The organism is Vibrio aestuarianus, from assembly GCF_012395185.1.
Lineage (GTDB): Bacteria > Pseudomonadota > Gammaproteobacteria > Enterobacterales > Vibrionaceae > Vibrio > Vibrio aestuarianus.
In genome coordinates this window covers 17,091-35,957 of sequence record NZ_JAAZTU010000038.1, presented here as the reverse complement: position 1 = coordinate 35,957, position 18,867 = coordinate 17,091, and the positions used below count along the sequence as shown (strand labels likewise).

Sequence of the window (18,867 nt, the reverse complement as noted above, 5' to 3'; positions counted from 1 at the left end):
GGGACGCAATACATTAACGCCTTATCGTACGTTTTCGTTCCATTGGACTTCACAGAGAATAATATGATTAATATCAGTCTGTTAACCCCCTTAGCGTTGTTTTCTGTACCGTTGGACTTCAAACCCCTATTACCCATCTCTAATTTATCGGCAATGCTAGGAAAACGATTTCGTAATAATTTTTTTTGGTTCACAGCGTTCGGTTTATTATAAATCAAATACTTAGAGTGTTTTATGGACATTTCATCCATGGAAAAAGCGATATTTGCTCACCCGTTTGTAAGAGATCTCGCACAAGAAGGAGCGTTGATCACTGCATTAGGCTGCAAATGCTGTGAATGCTTGCAGTACAATAAGCCCACCAATAGCGGTGAAAATAACCCCACACAGGCCATCAATATAGGTGCTAAGTGATTGTAAACGCTTTTGTAATCGCTTAGTCGACAGCATCCAAGCAAGGCTAGCAAACCACAGCAATGAAAGCCCCCATAGAATCAGTAGTGCGCTTGCCTTACCGGATAGTGACATGCCAGCGGGGACTAAACTCGACATCAGGCTGATAAAAAACACCAAAGCTTTGGGATTAAGGATATTAGTCATGAAGCCACGAGAGAAAGCTTGGCGTTTATTACTCAACAATAACGCAGAGTTTTCGATGATCTCGTTACTTGAAGGGCTTATCCACTGAGTGTATGTAGCCTTCAATGCTCCTATTCCAAGGTAAAGTAGGTAGCTACCGCCAGCCAATTGCAGAATGGCAAAGAGGGTTGGGTGCTGGTGCACTAGGTAACTCACACCCGTCAAGCTGAGTAGGGAGTGGAATAAAATGCCGCACGATAAACCAAGCGCAATGAATACGCCGGTTTGGCGACCATAGCGCGTGGCGTTTTGTACTACCAACGCGACATCAGGCCCTGGACTCATCAGTGCAACAAAGTGGACACTAGCGAGGGTAATTAAAATACTGGCTTCGTTCATGTAATAGCTATTTCTCTAGAGTCTTGATGAGATTGTGGTTGTTTTCGGTACAGGCTTTTTCTTGTAGGTCAAACCATCAAAGCTGAACAATACTAATGCTCCCCAAATAAAGCCAAAAGTGATCGCTTTGTCACTAGTAAAGGCTTCGCCATAAACTAAAACGGCGAGTAAAAACATCAAGCTTGGGCCGATATACTGGAAAAAGCCCAGCGTAGACAGTTTTAAGCGGGTCGCAGCTCCAGTAAAACACAACAGTGGCAGAGTGGTGATAACCCCGGCTGCAACCAGTAAAATGTTAAGACTTGTGGGGTTAGTCGCCATGTTTGAGGTGGCTGAATCGGCAATAAAGAGCAGATAAATGGCCGCGGCAGGTAACATCACTAAGGTTTCAATAAACAGACCGGTTTGTGCATCCAGCGCCACTTTTTTACGCAGTAGCCCATAAAAACCAAAGGTGGTGGCTAATGCGATGGCCACTACGGGCACCGAGCCAAAGACCACTAGTTGAATGGCAACGCCGATCGCTGCCAGTGCAACGGCGACCCATTGCAGTTTACGTAGCCGCTCGCCAAGAAATAGCATTCCAAGCACCACATTCAATAGCGGGTTTATGTAGTAGCCTAAACTGGCATCTAACATGTGGTTGGCATTGACCGCCCAGATAAAAATAAGCCAGTTGGTGCCAACCAAAAGTGAGGTCGTGACTAAGTAGAGCATTTTACTTTTGTTGCTCATCACATCGCGTACGCTGCGCCAGTTACGACCAAAATGTAATAATGCAGCGAGCAAGAAAAATGACCAGACGACGCGGTGGCTGAGGATTTCTAATGCGGAAACCGCGCCGATCGCTTTAAAATAAATAGGAGCAATGCCCCACATGGTATAAGCGCCGATGGCTAATAGAACACCCTGTCGTGAGCGTTGCTGTTCTTCTTCTGGAGTCATTTACTATCTTTCTCGGAGGGGTTGATCGCTGTGTAGCGAAACGATTCGACAGTATATACCTATCCGCGTTTTAGTTGCATCTTTGTAAATACGCTCAAGTGGCTGGCCAGCACAGTTGGTGAGAAAGCATGACAACGCCGATCAATTGTATAGCAGACACATTTTGCGGTTTTATTCACCATCGAACACCACTACAATAAGACGCTTTGTTGCTTGGACTTGAACAAGCTCCGCTGCCGTTGCTTATCACTACCACCTTGGAAACTTCATGACCGCCACTTTAATTGCTCAACAAGCTGATCCCGCGCCTGATAGTTCAAGCAGTATTTTACAGACTGTTTTTGGTTATCAGACTTTTCGCGTTGGTCAGCAAGAGGTCATTGAAGCGGCATTAGCCGGGCAAGATAGCTTGGTGATTATGCCCACCGGTGGCGGTAAATCGCTCTGTTATCAGATCCCCGCGTTAGTGAAAGATGGCATTACCTTGGTCATTTCGCCGCTGATTTCTCTGATGAAAGATCAAGTAGACCAACTAAAAGCCAACGGCGTGGCGGCTGAATGTGTCAATTCAACCATGTCACGAGAGGCGTTGATTTCGGTTTATAACCGTATGAATTCAGGGCAGCTAAAGCTGATTTATGTCTCGCCAGAACGTGTATTGATGCGTGATTTTATCGAGCGTTTACAAAGCTTACCTTTAGCCATGATTGCAGTTGATGAAGCGCACTGTATTTCGCAGTGGGGGCATGATTTTCGTCCTGAATATGCCGCCCTGGGTCAGTTGAAGCAGCAATTTTCCCATGTGCCATTTATGGCGTTAACCGCTACGGCCGATGATGCTACCCGTAGCGACATTTTACATCGTCTACAACTGCAAGAGCCTCATGTTTATTTGGGCAGTTTTGATCGCCCTAATATCCGCTACACCTTGGTGGAAAAACATAAGCCGGTTTCGCAAATTATCCGTTACCTCGATACCCAGAAAGGTCATTGCGGCATCATCTATTGTGGTAGCCGTAAAAAGGTTGAAATGCTGACCGAAAAACTGTGCAACAACCACATTCGCGCAGCCAGTTACCATGCGGGGATGGATGCAGATGAACGCGCTTATGTACAAGAAGCTTTCCAACGTGATGACATTCAAATCGTGGTGGCAACGGTGGCGTTTGGCATGGGGATCAATAAACCTAATGTACGCTTTGTGGCTCATTTTGATATACCACGCAACATTGAATCGTATTACCAAGAAACAGGGCGAGCAGGGCGTGATGGCTTACCGGCTGAAGCGATGATGCTTTACGACCCGGCCGATATTAGCTGGCTTCGTCGCATGTTAGATGAAAAACCAGAAGGGCCACAAAAACAGGTCGAAAGCCACAAGCTTGGTGCAATGAGTGCGTTTGCCGAAGCGCAAACTTGTCGTCGCCAAGTACTGCTGAATTATTTTGGTGAGTATCGTGAGAAGCCTTGTGGTAACTGCGATATTTGCTTAGATCCACCCAAACATTTCGATGCCACGCAAGAGGCACAAAAAGCGTTATCGTGTGTTTATCGTGTCAATCAAGGGTTTGGTATTGGCTATGTGGTGGAAGTGATGCGCGGCATGCAAAATATCCGTATTCGTGAAAACGGCCACGATAAGCTCACCACTTATGGCATCGGGCGAGATCACAGCCATGACTACTGGGTCAGTATTTTTCGTCAGTTGATCCACAAAGGATTGCTGCAACAAAATATCACCCGCAACTCGACCTTGCAGCTTACCGAAGAAGCGCGGCCATTATTGCGTGGTGAAATGTCGTTAGAGCTTGCGATCCCAAGGCTTGATACCGCGGCTCGCGCTGCGAAATCAGATAAATTGTCGAATAAGAATTACGATAAAGCCCTGTTTGCTAAGTTGCGAAAGTTGCGTAAATCGATCGCCGATGAAGATGGTCTGCCTCCTTACGTAGTGTTTAGTGATGCCACCTTGATCGATATGGCTGAGATCTTGCCGACTTCTTACGGTGAAATGTTGGCGGTTAATGGGGTGGGACAACGCAAACTTGAAAAATATGCCGACCCATTTTTAGACTTAATTCAGGAGCATTTAACCCACCATGGTTGAGTTTGGTTTAGCGCATTATCTGCAAGAGGAAGGGCGACTGATCCTGAGCGCCCCACGTTTTGATTTTGATACTTTTCCTCAATTTGGGGAGCGTTTGGTTGATTTGCTTTCGGCAAGCGTCATTGAAAAACAGCGGGACGCTGACATTCATTCATGGTTGATTGACTTTGAAGGTTGTCAGCTATTTCTGAAAGCAGAACATTACAGCGAATGTATGTGGTTAGAAGCACTGTCAATAAAAGAGAGCCAACAAGAGATGGATTTCTTGGCGCAGCTTTTTGCTCGTGGTGTGTAAGGCCACCACGACCTAACTTATTAAGTTTTGGCTGAGCTGTTTGGCCACTTTTAGCAGTTCAATTCTCGTATTTTCAATATCTTCAATGTGGTGATGTACGGTGCGAGAGTTCAGAGTCATGAATGGAATGGTGATTACTGCAAAAATATCGCCTTGGACGCCAAAAATCGGTGCGCTAATATTGGTTACGCCTGATATTTGAGGACTAGCCCCAACATAAAACCCATTTGTGAGCGTGTCTTCTACATGGCTGAGGGCATGGCTTATCTCTTCTTTGGTTGCTACTGCTTTGGATAAAATTTCTGCCCGTTGTTGTTCTGAACTGAAACTTATTAATACAATACCAGACCCAGATGAACAGACATCAATTCGTGACCCTAACCTGAGACCAAATCCCATTTTATAAGGGCTTTCTTGACGCGCAATGACTACCATTTCTCCATTGTTATAGCGGGACAAATGGCAAGATTGGTTGACTTTATAGCATAGCTGCTCCATTAAAGGTGTTGCTCGCTTTAGAAGTTGAGAAATGGGCGGATGTTGGTTGGAAAGGGCAAACATTTTTAATGTTAAAGAGTAACTAGAAGAGTCGTCATTAAACTCAATGTACTGTTTTTCGATAAGCACGGAGAGCATCCGGAATATTTCATTGATGCTGCGGTTTAGCTTATCGGCAATTTGCTTTTTAGTTAAAGGCTCTTCATGAGAGGCTAGCAGTTCTAAGATCTCTAACCCTTTTTCTAAGGCTGGAGCTCTGTATTCAGTTTTCTTATTGTTTTCCATTGAAGGGCATCATTATTACGTAATATAGAAACTATCCCCATTCTACTTGAAGTCGCCACGGTGTTGGCTGCGTTCGTTCCCCCCAATTACATAGTTTATCTATGCTCATGGGGGCACTCACTTGTCGTCTACCTGCAAATCCAAGTAGTTTGGGTATAAGGTTGGAGATTAACTCATCTAGAAGCATTACATACAATCATTGATGGGTTATCAACTAAAAGCGCCTCATAAGAGGCGCTTTTTAAACGGATGGTAAATAACTTACTTAATTAACCCCATCATCTCAGGGATTGCCATTGAAATGGCAGGGACATAAGTCACTAGCATCAAGACTAAAAAGATAATAGCGAAGAATGGCAACAAGGTTTTGATAACACTATCAATGCTAATGCCACTGACTTTACATCCGGTAAATAATATTGGGCCTACAGGTGGCGTAATCGTCCCTAGTGATAAGTTAAACACCAACAGAATACCAAACTGTACTGGATCCATGCCTAGTCCCATACAAATCGGTAGGAAAATAGGGGTAAAAATCAAGACTGCCGGTGTTGGGTCCATGAAGGTGCCGACAAACAGTAACACCAGATTGATTATCAATAAAATGATAATAGGATTATCGGTTAGAGAAAGTAGCCCATCAGCTATCATGCCTGGAATTTGAGTAAAGGCCATTACCCATGACATGATGGACGATGTTGCTAGCATAAAGATAACAATAGCCGACATTTTAGCTGTATTTAAAAAGATATTTGGCAATTTTTTTAAATCGATACCTCGATAACAGAGGCTCAAAAATAGTGCGTAAACTACTGCAATCGCTGATGCTTCAGTAGCCGTAAATACTCCACCTAAAATACCACCAATCACCACTACAATCAGTGAAAGGCTAGGAATCGCGTCCAGTGTCACTTTGGCACAATCGGCTAAGGTCATTGAGTGTTTAGTAATATAACCACGACGTTTAGCCATAATGCCAGCCATGATCATGACGCCTAAACCCCATAAGATCCCTGGCAAATAGCCACCCATGAATAGTGCTGAAACCGAAACACTGCCAGCGACGGTGGCGTAAACAATCAGAGTATTACTCGGTGGAATCAACATTCCAGTTGGTGCTGAAGCAATGTTAACCGCAGTGCTGAATGCAGGGTCATAGCCTTCTTTCTTTTGAATTGGTGACATAATGCCACCAACCGCAGCCGCTGACGCCACCCCTGAACCACTGATAGAGCCAAACAACATATTCGAAACAACGTTAGTTTGCGCAAGTGAACCAGGAAAAAACCCACTGATTATTTTTGAAAAATTGATAAGCCGTATCGCGATACCACCATTATTCATAATGTTGCCAGCCAATATGAAGAAAGGGATTGCGAGCAAAGCAAAAGAGTCTAAGCCAACAAACATGCGCTGTGCTGATGTCACCATCGCTCCTTGAGCGGGTAAAATAGACAACATAGCGGCAAATGATGATATACCAACGCTAATACTGATTGGGGCGCCAATAATTAGGAAAAATAGAGCACCACAAAACATAATTAGGGCTGCTGTTAATGCTAAATCCATAACATAGCCTCTTAATGAGTGACTGAACGGTTCAGTTGTTGTAAATGACTGAATAAACGTAATTCGTTGTACAAGAAGTAGAACACCATTAATCCGCCACTGATTGGAATGGCTGCGTAAATCGTGCCCATTGGAATTTGTAATGCAGAATCAAGCTGCCACATTTGACGTACTGCACTGCTGTAACCACCAAAAATCATTATTGATAGAGCAAAAGCCACCGTAGCAAGTTCAGTGAACATTTCGATATATACTTTGGTTTTTTCGCTAAATTTATCTTTAATAAATGTGATTGCCATGTGCTCGCGTAATCCAAAAACATAAGCACTGCCGAATAGAATCAACCAAATGAAGAGGTATCGCGATAACACTTCACTGACTGCGCTGGGGCTATTAAATAAGTATCGCGCTACAACTTGGTAAGTCACCAGTATTGTCATTGCTCCCACTACGGCAATGCAAATGCTAGAAACAATCTTATCTACCCAGCTTTTTAGGGTTTCGACTTTACTAAAAAAGCCATTGTTATTGGTCATCACTTATCAAATCCTTAAAAGGCTGGAAAGTATCCAGCCTTAATTACTGGTATTACTGCATTGATTGAATTGTTTTGAATAAGGCTTTTTGCTCTGCTGTTTCAATTAGGTCATCTTGCAGTTTCTTACAGCTTTCTTGGAATGGTGTGTTATCAATTTCAGTAAAGGTTGCCCCTTTATCCATTGCTGTTTTCTTTGCTGTTTCAATTTGTTGATTCCACATGCTGAACTGTGCAACCGTACTCTCTTTAGCCAATTTTTTTAGAGTCGCTTGGTCTTGTTTTGACATGCTAGAGATGAAGTAGCTGCTTGCCACCACTAAATCTGGAACCATTAGGTGGCGAGTTGTTGAGAAGTAAGGTGCAACTTCGTATTGTTTTAGATCGGCATAGGTAATTTCATTGTTTTCAGCACCATCGAGTACGCCTTGCTGCACTGCGGTATATACTTCACCTTGGCTCATTGGTACACCGGTACCGCCCATACAAGAAAGCATTTTAATCATAGTGTCAGATTGCATAACGCGAATTTTTTGACCTTTCATGTCAACAACGTTTCTTACTGGGCCATTTTTGGTGTACATGCTACGTGCACCAGCGGTATACGCTGTCAGTACTTCAAAACCAAACTTGGATGTAGAGCTGAAGAGTGGATCAAGCTCGCCTGATGTGAATACTTTTTCTTGGTGTTGTGGGCCTGTGTAAATGTACGGCAAACCAATCACACGGAAAGTTTTGTCGTAATTTTCTACCAATGGGTTTGCTACAACAGCGAGTTGAATTGCTCCATTTTGCACCAATTCAAGTGCTGCACGCTGATCACCCAGTAATTCATTTGGATAAATTGTTAGTTTGTAGCGACCTTCTGTTTCTTGATTGAGCTTCTGGCCAAATTCTTTTAGGGCGAGATATTGTGGGTGTTTGTCTGATTGATTGAACGCCGCTTTGATTTCAGTCGCAGCGCTCACTAATGATGAAAAACTTAAAGTACTACCAACAACAGCAGCAATAGTGGTAAGTTTTAACGTTTTAGTTTTAAACATTTTGATGTCTCCAAAGTAAGGTATAGATTTATAAGTATTAGAATTAGCGGATAGTGTTCATATCAACGAAATCCATATCGTCAAAGGTTTGGTTTTCTCCTAGCATTCCCCACACAAAACTGTAGTTTTGCGTGCCACAACCTGAATGAATTGACCAGCTTGGAGACAAAATTAATTGTTGGTTACGAACCACGATATGGCGTGTTTCTTTTGGCTCACCCATAAAGTGGAATACAACTTGTTCTGGTTTAATATTGAAATACAAATAGGCTTCCATGCGTCTTTCATGAGTGTGCGCTGGCATGGTATTCCAGACACTGCCTGTCTGTAGGTGCGTGACTCCCATGCATAGTTGGCAAGTTGGTAACACGTCTGGGTGTAAATATTGGTTGATTATGCGAGCATTGGCTTGTTGTTGTGTGCCAAGCTCAACTTGTTTCGCTTCATTTCGCTTGATTATTCTTGAAGGATATTGATGGTGAGCTGGCGCGCTTAAGCAATATAGCGTTGCGAGCTTGCCATCGACTAGCGATGTAAACTCAATATTCTCTTCTCCTTTACCTAAATAAAGTGCATCTAAATGGTTGAGAACATAAGTCTGATTTTTACAACGAACTTCGGCCTTTTCCCCAAGGTTGATGATGCCTAATTCACGGCGTTGTAAGAAAAAATCGGTGCCAAATGCTTTTTCATCAACAAAATCATTGAGTTTCAAGGTGTTTATTGAAGGGCTAGCTCCCATCGCTACAACACGATCAATGTGGCTATAAACCATGACGATACTTTCTTCTTTAAAGAGCTCTTCTGTTAGAAACTCTTCTCTTAAGCGTGTCGTATCATAATGCTTAGTGTCGATGGGGTTGTTGTTGTAATTAATAAACATAACTGTCTCCTTGATGATGAAAACAGATTACCCGTATTTCAAATACGATCAATATCGTTCATATATAAATAATTGTATTTGTGATCGGTGGTGTTATTTTTTATGAACCACTGTTTCTTTTCATGACATTGATCGATTTGCAATCAACTCAAGGACAGGATAGTTTCAGAAAATCTGCCGAATGTCCGATGAAATATCATCAATCAACTGCCGAGCGGATTCATCTCTTTGTTGAACTAGGGTGATAAATATCAGGTCGGTGAGGACGTTCTGAGCGGTACGTGAAGCGATAGCAGAACTGCGATGTTGGCTTTCGTCGGCGATGGTGTCAAAGGAGAGATCCGCCAGCTCGCGTAATCGGTTTTTGGTTGGTGACGTGAGGGCAATGACCTTTGCACCTTGCTCCTTGGCCGATTCTGCTGCCACCAGAATTTCTTTCCTATCCCCAGAAAATGAAATCGCAATTTGGATATCTTGCGCCGAAAGAGTCCGTGCTGTCGCAATTTGAACGTGGCTGTCTTGTTCGGTTAATGCGGTGATGCCTAATTTTAATAGCTTGAATGCTAAATCTTTTGCGGTAAGGGCTGAGCCACCAATTCCCACTATTTGTACACGGCTTGCCAAATTTATCCATTGAATGGCTTGGTTAAAGTGGCTAAATGAAAGCGCATTGGTGGTGTGGAACATGGCGTCCGTTTTAGCCTGTACCAATTTTTGTGCAATGACGGCGATGGGGTCATCGACCAAAATATTGCTGTGCAAAGGGGTGGTGTGCATTGCTTGCTTACGGCCGAGCTCTTCTGCCAGTGCCAACTTGAATTCGCTATATCCCTTAAAACCAATTTTTTGAGTGAATTTTACAATACTGGATTGACTCACTTGAGCATGCTCAGCTAATGCTTGGCTTGTGGCAGTGGCGGCTTTTTCTGGATAAGCGATGATCCAATCCGCAATTTTTAAGCCACTACTAGAGAGTTGCGTACGGCGGCTCATTAGCTTGTTCATTACAGACATCATTTTCCTCTCACTTTTTTGAATAAATTATTCCTATGTGGAAATAATTAAAACTATTTTCATGTGACTGTATTTAAAGTTTATTTGTTTTATTTTTGTTGTTTTGGTCACACCGAGTGTGTCCATTATTCCACTCATTCGCTGCCTAAAGAATAACCTGTGATGTGATTTTTATCACTTAATTGGAATATTTTATTCCATAGAATCGCCCCAGTTTCGAATTCCTAGCGAGAAAAATGTGATGAAAATTGATTTAACCCAACTGGTCACTGAAGGCCGCAATTCAGCCAGTGCTGATATCGACACGCTTCCAACACTCGAAATGCTACAAGTGATTAATCGTGAGGATCAAAAAGTCGCGTTCGCTGTAGAGAAAACGTTACCTCAAGTTGCGCAAGCTGTGGATGCAATCGTATTAGCATTTCAAACGGGAGGACGCTTGATATATATGGGCGCGGGCACTTCTGGCCGTCTTGGTATTTTAGATGCCAGTGAATGCCCACCGACGTATGGCTCCCATCCGGATCTGGTGGTGGGCTTAATTGCTGGTGGTCATCAGGCCATCCTCAAAGCGGTTGAAAACGCGGAAGACAATACCGAGCTTGGGCAGGACGACCTGAAACATCTCCATCTAACAGATAAAGACGTAGTGGTCGGTATTGCGGCAAGTGGCCGTACGCCTTACGTGTTAGGTGGTATGGCTTACGCCAAGTCGGTCGGGGCTACGGTGGTGGCCATTGCATGTAACCCACAATGTGCGATGCAACGACAAGCCGACATTGCGATTATCCCCGTGGTTGGCGCTGAGGTGGTTACTGGTTCTTCGCGTATGAAAGCGGGCACTGCGCAAAAGCTGATCCTCAACATGCTGACCAGCGGTGCGATGATCCGCTCTGGTAAGGTGTTTGGGAATTTGATGGTCGACGTTGAAGCCACCAATGCCAAGTTAATTCAGCGTCAAAACAACATTGTTGTTGAAGCAACTGGCTGTAATAGCGATCAAGCCGAACAGGCGCTCAATGCTTGTCAGCGTCACTGTAAAACCGCCATTTTAATGATTCTTGCCGATATGAATGCCGAGCAAGCGACACAAAAACTCGCTAAGCATAATGGGTTTATTCGCGCGGCACTTAACGACCAATAAATAATAAGACTGGATTTATCCAAAGGATGTCCCAATGGCAAAAATAACTTCAAGCATGATGGTGAAACTACTGAGCGCAGTGGGTGGGAGCGGTAACATTAGCAAGTGTGGCAACTGCATGACACGCTTACGTTTAACATTGAACAATAATGCCTTGGCTGATCAAGCAACCATAAAAGCGATTCCCGGCGTGATGGGAGTGGTAGAAAGTGACCAACAGCTACAAATTATTTTAGGCCCTGGTAAAGCGCAAACAGCAGCGGAAATGATGAATGAGATGCTGGCGAATGGTGAAACGGTAGCGGCAGAGATTGATGTTGAAAACCAAGATTTATCGACCATCGCTTCTGAACAAAAAAAGCAGATGAAGAGTAAGCAAACCAGTGGTGTTCAACGTTTTCTGAGCAAATTTGCGACCATTTTTACCCCGCTGATCCCCGGTTTTATTGCTGCCGGTTTATTGCTTGGTTTTGCCACATTGCTTGAGCAGATGTTTGTGATTGACCAGTCGCCAAGTCAATTTATGCTTGATTTGATCGCTTATATGAAGGTGTTTGGTAAAGGGCTATTTGCTTTCTTGAGCATCTTGATTGGTTATAACGCGCAGCAAGCGTTTGGTGGTTCGGGGGTTAATGGGGCGATTTTAGCTTCTCTATTTGTGCTTGGTTATAACCCTGAAGCCACAACCGGTATCTATTCGGGTATGAATGAGTTCTTTGGTTTCACCATTGACCCGCGTGGCAACATCATCGGTGTTTTATTGGCGTCGATTCTAGGTGCTCAGGTTGAGCGTAAAGTGCGCCAATACATGCCGGATGATCTGGATATGATCTTAACTTCAGTGGTGACCTTGCTCATCATGGGGGTAGTGACTTTCTTGGTGATCATGCCAATTGGTGGCGAACTCTTTAAAGGCATGTCTTGGCTGTTTTTGAACCTGAACGATAACCCGTTTGGTGCGGCGTTGTTATCCGGCTTATTCTTGATTTCGGTGGTGTTTGGTATCCACCAAGGTTTTGTGCCGGTTTACTTTGCGTTGATGGATGTGCAAGGTTTTAACTCACTGTTTCCTATTTTGGCGATGGCTGGTGGTGGGCAAGTGGGTGCGTCATTAGCGCTCTACTTTAAAGCGAAAAAAGATGCGTTGCTACGTACTCAGGTCAAAGGTGCCATCATCCCTGGTATTTTGGGTATCGGTGAGCCGCTCATTTATGGTGTGACGTTACCGCGAGTGAAACCCTTTGTGACAGCCTGTATTGGCGGCGCTGCGGGTGGTTTCTTTATCGGCTTAGTCTCTTACCTTGGTTTACCGGTTGGTTTGAATACGGTATTTGGTCCATCGGGTATTGTCGCGGTTCCATTGATGACATCCGGGCAGGGTATTTTTGCAGGGATGTTGGTGTTTGTCGGAGGCCTTTTGATTTCATACGTTGTCGGCTTTCTCGCCACTTATTTCTTTGGCTGTAAAGATGTTGATTTAAGCTGATTCACCCAACCCCTATAGGTGTGAAATAGCGGCACCTTTATACCCTTCCCACTTGAAGCTGCAGCGGTGTTGGCTACGTTATTTCACCCCAATCACATAGTTTATCTATGCTCATGGGGATGAACTCACTTGCCGCCTACCTGCAACTTCAAGTTGTTTGGGTATATTGATAAGGGTTCGCTAAAGGTGTTTTTTTATTGTAATGGCTTTGGTTTCAATCACCATTACGGTTGCTGAGCTAGGTTAGGTTCGATCGATATATATAAAGTATCGTTATAGGTTCCACCGGGTTTGCGGTATGTATCACCGACAATGAAGGTGATTGGAATCGGTCTGCCAGCTGTGGCTTGATCGGAATGCCATTGAGACGACGTCTTGCTTAGTTCGATTGGTTGGTTATCAAGCAACATTTGATAACCAATATCCCACTGAGCATCTGCTGATTGATGGCGCATTACACCCCGATGCATCGATTCAATCGAGATTGAATAACTAGCCGTACTTTGTACCCACAGTTTGGGCGCGGAATGTATGACTTTATTCGCCGCCAGCTCACCAATATCGAGGTCATAATGTTGCTGTGACAACCCATAAAACTGGATTTTGGCACTCGGTAGCACGACCGCCTCAATATTGAGTGATAGCTCTTGTTCGCTTTGATTCTGTAACAACGATGTCCCGCTGAGTGTTGCTTTTAACTCGCCAGAAAATCGACCAGCATCTAGCCACTGTTTTGCTGGGTACTTGATTTGAAATGTCGTGACAGGTTTACTTTCTGATAAGGTGAGATACCAGCGTCCTGCTTTTTGATAGCCATTACTGCCTTGCCACTCGAATTGGATTTGCTGCTGATTAGCGCCTCGTAAAGCGCCAGCACCTTTATCCAGATCAAGTTCGACCTCTACACTGCATTCCTCCCCTTGAATATCCGCTCTTAGTCGGTAATTTTGTACCAGCGCCGATTGCCCTGTGGCGAAAACGTCATAGCTATTTTGCGAGGAAATGGCATCAAGACTGACAAGGCTTGCTTGGCAGTTGGCGTATAGCGAGTGAGAGGCCATGAGCGTGAATAGGGCGATAGCCCATTGATTGATTAAGCGGCTAATCCACATACAAATCTCCTAATAAGATCAATACATCACTGCCTGCTTCTATGGTGATCTCTAATGATTGTTTCTGTTTCATATTGAGCTCAAGAAGATAGGTGCCAGGGCGCATTCCGGAAACCGCAAAGCGTCCTTTACGGTTAGTGAAAAATTCGATTGGTTCTTGTTTGGCATCACCTAAATAGTGAGCAACGCCGGCGATTAAAGAGATAGGTTGATTGGTTTGACGATCGATCAAATTACCCATCACAGTGAGCACGGCATCGGAACCGATTTGTAATTGGTAACCTTGGTTGTAACCAGGGTTAAGTAGAAATGCACCATCACCAAGATCGTAGCCGGGGGGGAGGTCTTCCACATCATAACCCACCAATTGTGAGTTGTAGGCGACCAGATCAGAGACCAAAAAGTTGCGATCTGATTGACCATAAACACGTGCGTATTCACTGTTTCTTTCGGGGTCAATCGCTACTTTGTTTTCAGCCAAACTGCTGTGTTTTTTTATGACAGCAAATGCTTCGCCCACTCTGCGACCGACCGCGACAGAGGTTCCAGCAAAGGCAATCGCACTGGAGACTTCTAGGCGCGTATTGTGCGTACGTTGATCTTCGCTAAAGTCTTGATAACGCGTGGTGTGGTCGGCGATCACTTCAAAGCGGTTAGCGGTATAATTAACCCCTGCGTCAAGGTTGGCGTCGCTGTCTCTTTCATTGACGAGCGTGGTATAAGCTTGCACGCCACCTGTGTTCCCTTCTCCCTCACGGTAAGTGATGTCTGCGGTGGTTTTATCTTGTGAGCTATCGTAGCGGCCAACGATGCGAGTCGCTTGGCTGAGCGGCCAGCTTAATGTTAGTGATGTATTCACTTCATCATCATTGTATTGATAATCTCGGTAATCAACGCGAGCACTCCACGTTGCTGGCGTGCCAAACAGCGGGCCGGATAAACTGGGGCTGACAGACCAATAGTTATCGTCTTGGTCTGAGCCTGAACTATACGTTGCTGACATCGCGCCGCGCAGGCGCGGAGTGATATCGAGAGAGCCAAACATCGATACGTAATGTTCAACGCTATTGACTGGCGTATCGGTTATTTCTACATCTCTAATCCCAACAAAATTATCGCTTTGATAGTCATAAATGATGCTCCATTGTGCATTGAGCGAATGGCTATCATCAAACTCGGCGTCGAAGGCAACACGAAATGCGTGCCCATTGCCCACATCTGGGTGATGGCTGGTTGAAGCGAGCAATTCAGTCACCCCGATAGGGCTAGCAAACAGTAACGAGCCACCATATTGATATAATTTCTCTCGACTTTGTGCATTGACGCCTAAGGTTAGCCAAGGCGTAACACCGGCATCAAAGTAACCATGCACTACATGCTGCGAGGTTTCATAAGCTAATTGCTTATCGTCAAATTCACTTGGTACCCCTGCGACCAAGCTATATTCAAACTCGCCACTGTTGAGTAAGTCATTACCGGTCGCAACGGAGAATTGCACTCGCTCTTGCTTACCCGTCGAGTCAGTGATGATAAGTTCAATGTCATTGTTTCCTTGCGCCAAAGGAATGTCATTTAAATTGTAACTGCCAGCGCTGAGTGTTAAGCGTTGCACGATGACACCGTCAATCACGACATCGACGTTAGATGTGCGCAGTAAGGTAAAAGATTGTGTCGCTTTAGGACGAACATTTCTGGTCGGGATTAAGGTGAAATCGCGGGTAATGCCAATGCCTAAAATATCCACGCTGTCTTGTAAGTTTTTACCGGCATTAAACATATCACCGATCACTAATCGCGTACCTTGCGAAGGAAAGTCGACATTGAGGCGTGTTCCTTGTCGCGCATAAATAGATGATTCATCATTGGCGTTCTCATAAGTTGATTCGTACTCGATATTAGCAGGGCCAATATTTAACGCCGCGTCAAAGCGGTGGCTATAGAGTGTCTCGCGTTGTGAATCATCGTTATCAACAGCTTGGCTTTGCATGCCTGATAGGCTGATATTGAGGTAACCACTGACAAAAGCCGGGGTGAGCTTACTGGCATTTATTTGAGATGAGGATAGCGAAAGTTGTTGAGTTAACAGTTGTTCCGGTGGGACGATAATGACACATTCCAAGCTGGAAAAATCGAAATTTAAGGCAAGACCTGCGGCACGAAAATCTTGCTGAGAAAGCATACCGCCACGACTGGCTTCACTGAGGGTATTAATGGCTTGCTCTGAAACTAGGGTAGCTAAAAGCGCTAGAGTACTGGCTTTGGGCAGTAAAATGTCATCATCAGCGGTGATGGTGATTTGCGCCTCACCGATAACACCATCACTCACTTTCAACAGCGATACTAACTCAATATCTCGTCCTGTCGGGTTCAATTTGACGACTTTTTCTTGCGCCCAAACCATTTGGCAGCATAGCCCGAATAATATCAGCCAATAAATACCACCTCGTGCCGTTTTCATTGCACTATTCCACGGTAATCCCCAGCCGGAATGGGTTGAACTGGAGTAATCACTATCGATGACATCGGTGGAATGAAATGTTCACCTAACGATTTATTAAGTGTTGTTTGCCAACGATTTTCAGTATTAAAAAAGTGCAATAGCTCTGTGTAGGTATAACGATTGCCACTGTTTTTCAAGGTGACGGAGCCATCTTCACTAACATGCAGGCTGACTTTTGCGTTCTGATTATTAGAAAAAATGTGTACGAGAGCGTTGTAGTTCACTTGTACGGAAATGCCACTGTCATGTTGAGAAAGGTTGCTTGTGAGAGCGTTACTATCACTGGCAAATTCAGAGGCTAATAGCGGCTGACTGAAACGCAAAAAATAGCTTTCAGAGGTGGTGAGTTCTGCGCCCACCCACTGTAAGCGAAAGACTTGTGATTGACCCGGTTGCAAGACCGTCGCTAACGGGAAAAATAGTAACGATCCGTCTTCAACTTGTTGTGAAATAAATCCACCATCAGGCTGAAAAATCAGGCGACGTAGGCTGGTTTCAAGCGGTACTTTTTGGGTGCTGTTGTTGGTGACAACCACTTGCGCCATGCCGCCACTTTGCGTATCCATCTCTAGTACCGTTGGCGACATGATAATGGCTTGCGCTGAAGCGCTGAAGATACAAATAATACACGTCCCCAAAAATCGTAAGCACGCTTTCATCATTCATGCCTCGCTCAGTCAATGTTTTCAATTTCAATCGATGTTGACTTTGCATCAAAGCCTTCTGGTGGTTGCATCACGAAGATGCGTTTTGATTTTGGTAAAATGAGCGTACCAGCAAGAAACTTACTAATATCGCTACCTGGTAGGAAGAGGGATTGATTGTGATCGGTGATTCGCCAATTGGTTTTGGATAGGCGGCCGTAACTCTTACCATCATTGGTTATTTCAACTAACCACTTGCCATCTTTCTGCTCGACTCGCTCAACTTTCATTGCAGGGTTAGTATTTTTAGGTCTGACATTGAGCAAGGTATTAAACTGCATCAGCACACCGATGCTAGCCGTTTCGTCGGTGTCAGCTCGCTCTACTTTTACTTGCTTTACCGCAATCCGATAAGATTGTGATTGTGAAATAGAGGGGTTACCAAGATAGCGCACCATCACCGATTGGGAGCGTCCTGGCGGGATTATCGCGGTAACTGGAATCACTAGCAGGTCATCATCTGCCAGTTTGGTTGTCTCATTACCCATCTCATCCATCGACATCGACAGCGGAATAAACTCGACTGTCAAAGGTTGTTGGCTAGTGTTATCAATCCGCATTGTCATTTGTGACCCCTTACCAACTGGGGTAATTTCGGCCACCATCGGCTGCACTTTATAAGCGTTAGCGACAGAGCTCATTATCAATAATGCAAACAAACCGAGATATTTGGCTATGAACATATGAACCACTCCTTGATTACAAATGGGAGGCTGGAGCCTCCCACTACTACTGTTTTATTATTGCGCGGTAATTTGAACGGTTAGCGTGTCTGAGTAGCCACCAGCCCACAACGCCGTTGCGGTTGTAGTAATCGATAGCGTTGCTGAAACCCCAGTCGCTAAGCTAGTTGAACCGCTGTAGGACTCACTAACACTCACGTTGTTCAAGCCAGGACCACCAGGTGCATTAAGAGTAATCGGTGCTAAACCTGATACTGATGGCGTTAGGATCGCGGTGTAAGGGATGGCATAGTCTTCGTTATCATCTGATTCGAGACCACCTTCAACACTGGTTAATGTTATCGTCGCACCATCAGAATCGTTACATTTCACTGTAATATCATCTTGAGCGGTTTGTACTGACGTTACCGCCCCAAAGTTAAGAGCTTGGCTTGATAGGTCAGTAATTTCACAGACGGGCTCAATAAAACCAGTTAATTGAAGAGATGCAGCGTTTACTTGTGTTCCAAATAGAGCTGATACGGCAACTGCACACATTGTTAGCTTTTTCATACGATAGATTCCTTTAACTTAATGAAAGAGTGACTTGCTATAGCCCCAATCCAAACAGGGCATTGTTCTGCCGTTAGGCAGGTTTTCTAGTTACTGATGTCATGAAGTGAGGGATACACATCAATTTCAATGACATCTTCGTAATGGCCCGCATACAGCAGGTTTTCATCTAGTGTTACTCGCATTACCCCTTCAGTGGTAAATGGAATATCACTTGAACCGTAAATAACCGTTGGTGACAGCAGATCTTCACTTGATAGTGATGCATTTAGTCCGATTGAATGAATAGCGATATCTAGCTGGTATTGAGTGAGTAAATTGTTTCTGGATTCTAATAACCGTAAGCCACCATTTTTTGAATAAATCGACATCTTTAATGGTTGATTGCAATAAACATCAAACGGCAGGGACTTTATCTTCTCATTCGAAAAGTCCATTTTATTGCCCGTTCTAAAGTTCATTTCACATTGGTTTTTTATATGGCCAGAAATCGTTAATGATAAATTTTCACTATTTACAGCAAGAGCTTGTTCG

Annotated in this window: 19 protein-coding genes; 5 read left to right on the top strand and 14 right to left on the bottom strand. The window is 44.3% G+C overall.

Annotated elements, in window-relative coordinates; genetic code table 11:
- A partial coding sequence (locus tag HGG78_RS18870) for a hypothetical protein (RefSeq protein ID WP_216835634.1) occupies window positions 1-213 on the top strand: 213 nt, incomplete at its 5' end.
- Between the two features lie 105 nt (window positions 214-318).
- Here the strand turns inward: HGG78_RS18870 and HGG78_RS15735 are convergent.
- Window positions 319-978 (bottom strand): LysE family translocator, encoded by a 660-nt coding sequence (locus tag HGG78_RS15735; protein WP_172533463.1) that lies wholly within the window; start codon window positions 976-978, stop codon window positions 319-321.
- A gap of 15 nt (window positions 979-993) precedes the next feature.
- A complete protein-coding gene (gene rarD / locus HGG78_RS15730) occupies window positions 994-1,923 on the bottom strand; it encodes an EamA family transporter RarD (protein ID WP_172533462.1) in 930 nt (309 codons plus the stop codon).
- 268 nt (window positions 1,924-2,191) lie between these two features.
- On the opposite strand from rarD, the gene recQ reads away from it, so the two are divergent.
- Together recQ and HGG78_RS15720 are read left to right on the top strand one after the other, a co-directional pair.
- Window positions 2,192-4,030, top strand: a complete 1,839-nt coding sequence (recQ, locus tag HGG78_RS15725) for an ATP-dependent DNA helicase RecQ (protein WP_172533461.1) — start codon at window positions 2,192-2,194, stop codon at window positions 4,028-4,030.
- The gene (locus HGG78_RS15720) at window positions 4,023-4,325 is read left to right on the top strand and encodes a DUF3630 family protein (protein WP_172533460.1); all 303 of its coding nucleotides are present in this window, start codon (window positions 4,023-4,025) and stop codon (window positions 4,323-4,325) included. The genes recQ and HGG78_RS15720 overlap by 8 nt, the downstream gene beginning before the upstream one ends.
- 12 nt (window positions 4,326-4,337) lie before the next feature.
- Here HGG78_RS15720 and HGG78_RS15715 read toward each other — a convergent pair whose 3' ends face one another.
- The 6 genes from HGG78_RS15715 to HGG78_RS15690 all read right to left on the bottom strand — a co-directional run bounded on the left by HGG78_RS15715 (window position 4,338) and on the right by HGG78_RS15690 (window position 10,152).
- A complete protein-coding gene (locus HGG78_RS15715; RefSeq protein ID WP_172533459.1) occupies window positions 4,338-5,108 on the bottom strand; it encodes an IclR family transcriptional regulator in 771 nt (256 codons plus the stop codon).
- Window positions 5,109-5,369: 261 nt separating this feature from the next.
- Window positions 5,370-6,677, bottom strand: coding sequence for a TRAP transporter large permease (locus tag HGG78_RS15710; RefSeq protein ID WP_172533458.1), 1,308 nt, complete (start codon window positions 6,675-6,677; stop codon window positions 5,370-5,372).
- Window positions 6,678-6,688: 11 nt separating this feature from the next.
- Complete coding sequence (locus HGG78_RS15705) at window positions 6,689-7,213, bottom strand: TRAP transporter small permease (RefSeq protein WP_172533467.1); 525 nt, start codon at window positions 7,211-7,213, stop codon at window positions 6,689-6,691.
- Window positions 7,214-7,265: 52 nt separating this feature from the next.
- Window positions 7,266-8,255, bottom strand: coding sequence for a TRAP transporter substrate-binding protein (locus tag HGG78_RS15700; RefSeq protein ID WP_172533457.1), 990 nt, complete (start codon window positions 8,253-8,255; stop codon window positions 7,266-7,268).
- A 43-nt stretch (window positions 8,256-8,298) separates the two neighbouring features.
- Window positions 8,299-9,138, bottom strand: a complete 840-nt coding sequence (kduI, locus tag HGG78_RS15695) for a 5-dehydro-4-deoxy-D-glucuronate isomerase (RefSeq protein WP_172533456.1) — start codon at window positions 9,136-9,138, stop codon at window positions 8,299-8,301.
- 165 nt (window positions 9,139-9,303) lie between these two features.
- On the bottom strand, window positions 9,304-10,152 hold the full coding sequence (locus HGG78_RS15690) for an SIS domain-containing protein (protein ID WP_172533466.1): 849 nt from the start codon (window positions 10,150-10,152) through the stop codon (window positions 9,304-9,306).
- Between the two features lie 241 nt (window positions 10,153-10,393).
- On the opposite strand from HGG78_RS15690, the gene murQ reads away from it, so the two are divergent.
- Both murQ and murP read left to right on the top strand, forming a co-directional pair.
- On the top strand, window positions 10,394-11,296 hold the full coding sequence (gene murQ, locus HGG78_RS15685) for an N-acetylmuramic acid 6-phosphate etherase (RefSeq protein ID WP_172533455.1): 903 nt from the start codon (window positions 10,394-10,396) through the stop codon (window positions 11,294-11,296).
- 34 nt (window positions 11,297-11,330) lie between these two features.
- Entirely contained in the window at window positions 11,331-12,782 is a 1,452-nt protein-coding gene (murP, locus tag HGG78_RS15680) for a PTS N-acetylmuramic acid transporter subunit IIBC (protein ID WP_172533454.1), read from the top strand.
- A 224-nt stretch (window positions 12,783-13,006) separates the two neighbouring features.
- On the opposite strand, the gene HGG78_RS15675 is transcribed toward murP, so the two are convergent.
- From HGG78_RS15675 to HGG78_RS15650, 6 genes are all read right to left on the bottom strand, one after another.
- Window positions 13,007-13,894, bottom strand: a complete 888-nt coding sequence (locus HGG78_RS15675; RefSeq protein ID WP_172533453.1) for a hypothetical protein — start codon at window positions 13,892-13,894, stop codon at window positions 13,007-13,009.
- Window positions 13,884-16,352 (bottom strand): fimbria/pilus outer membrane usher protein, encoded by a 2,469-nt coding sequence (locus HGG78_RS15670; protein ID WP_422108891.1) that lies wholly within the window; start codon window positions 16,350-16,352, stop codon window positions 13,884-13,886. Before HGG78_RS15670 ends, HGG78_RS15675 begins: the two co-directional genes overlap by 11 nt.
- Window positions 16,349-17,056 carry a fimbrial biogenesis chaperone gene (locus tag HGG78_RS15665; protein WP_172533452.1) on the bottom strand — a complete coding sequence of 236 codons (708 nt, stop codon included), beginning with the start codon at window positions 17,054-17,056 and terminating at the stop codon, window positions 16,349-16,351. Before HGG78_RS15665 ends, HGG78_RS15670 begins: the two co-directional genes overlap by 4 nt.
- A gap of 11 nt (window positions 17,057-17,067) precedes the next feature.
- On the bottom strand, window positions 17,068-17,781 hold the full coding sequence (locus tag HGG78_RS15660) for a fimbrial biogenesis chaperone (protein ID WP_216835632.1): 714 nt from the start codon (window positions 17,779-17,781) through the stop codon (window positions 17,068-17,070).
- A gap of 57 nt (window positions 17,782-17,838) precedes the next feature.
- Window positions 17,839-18,333, bottom strand: coding sequence for a hypothetical protein (locus HGG78_RS15655; RefSeq protein WP_053309727.1), 495 nt, complete (start codon window positions 18,331-18,333; stop codon window positions 17,839-17,841).
- Window positions 18,334-18,419: 86 nt separating this feature from the next.
- A complete protein-coding gene (locus tag HGG78_RS15650; protein ID WP_172533451.1) occupies window positions 18,420-18,794 on the bottom strand; it encodes a hypothetical protein in 375 nt (124 codons plus the stop codon).
- Window positions 18,795-18,867 lie beyond the last annotated feature (73 nt).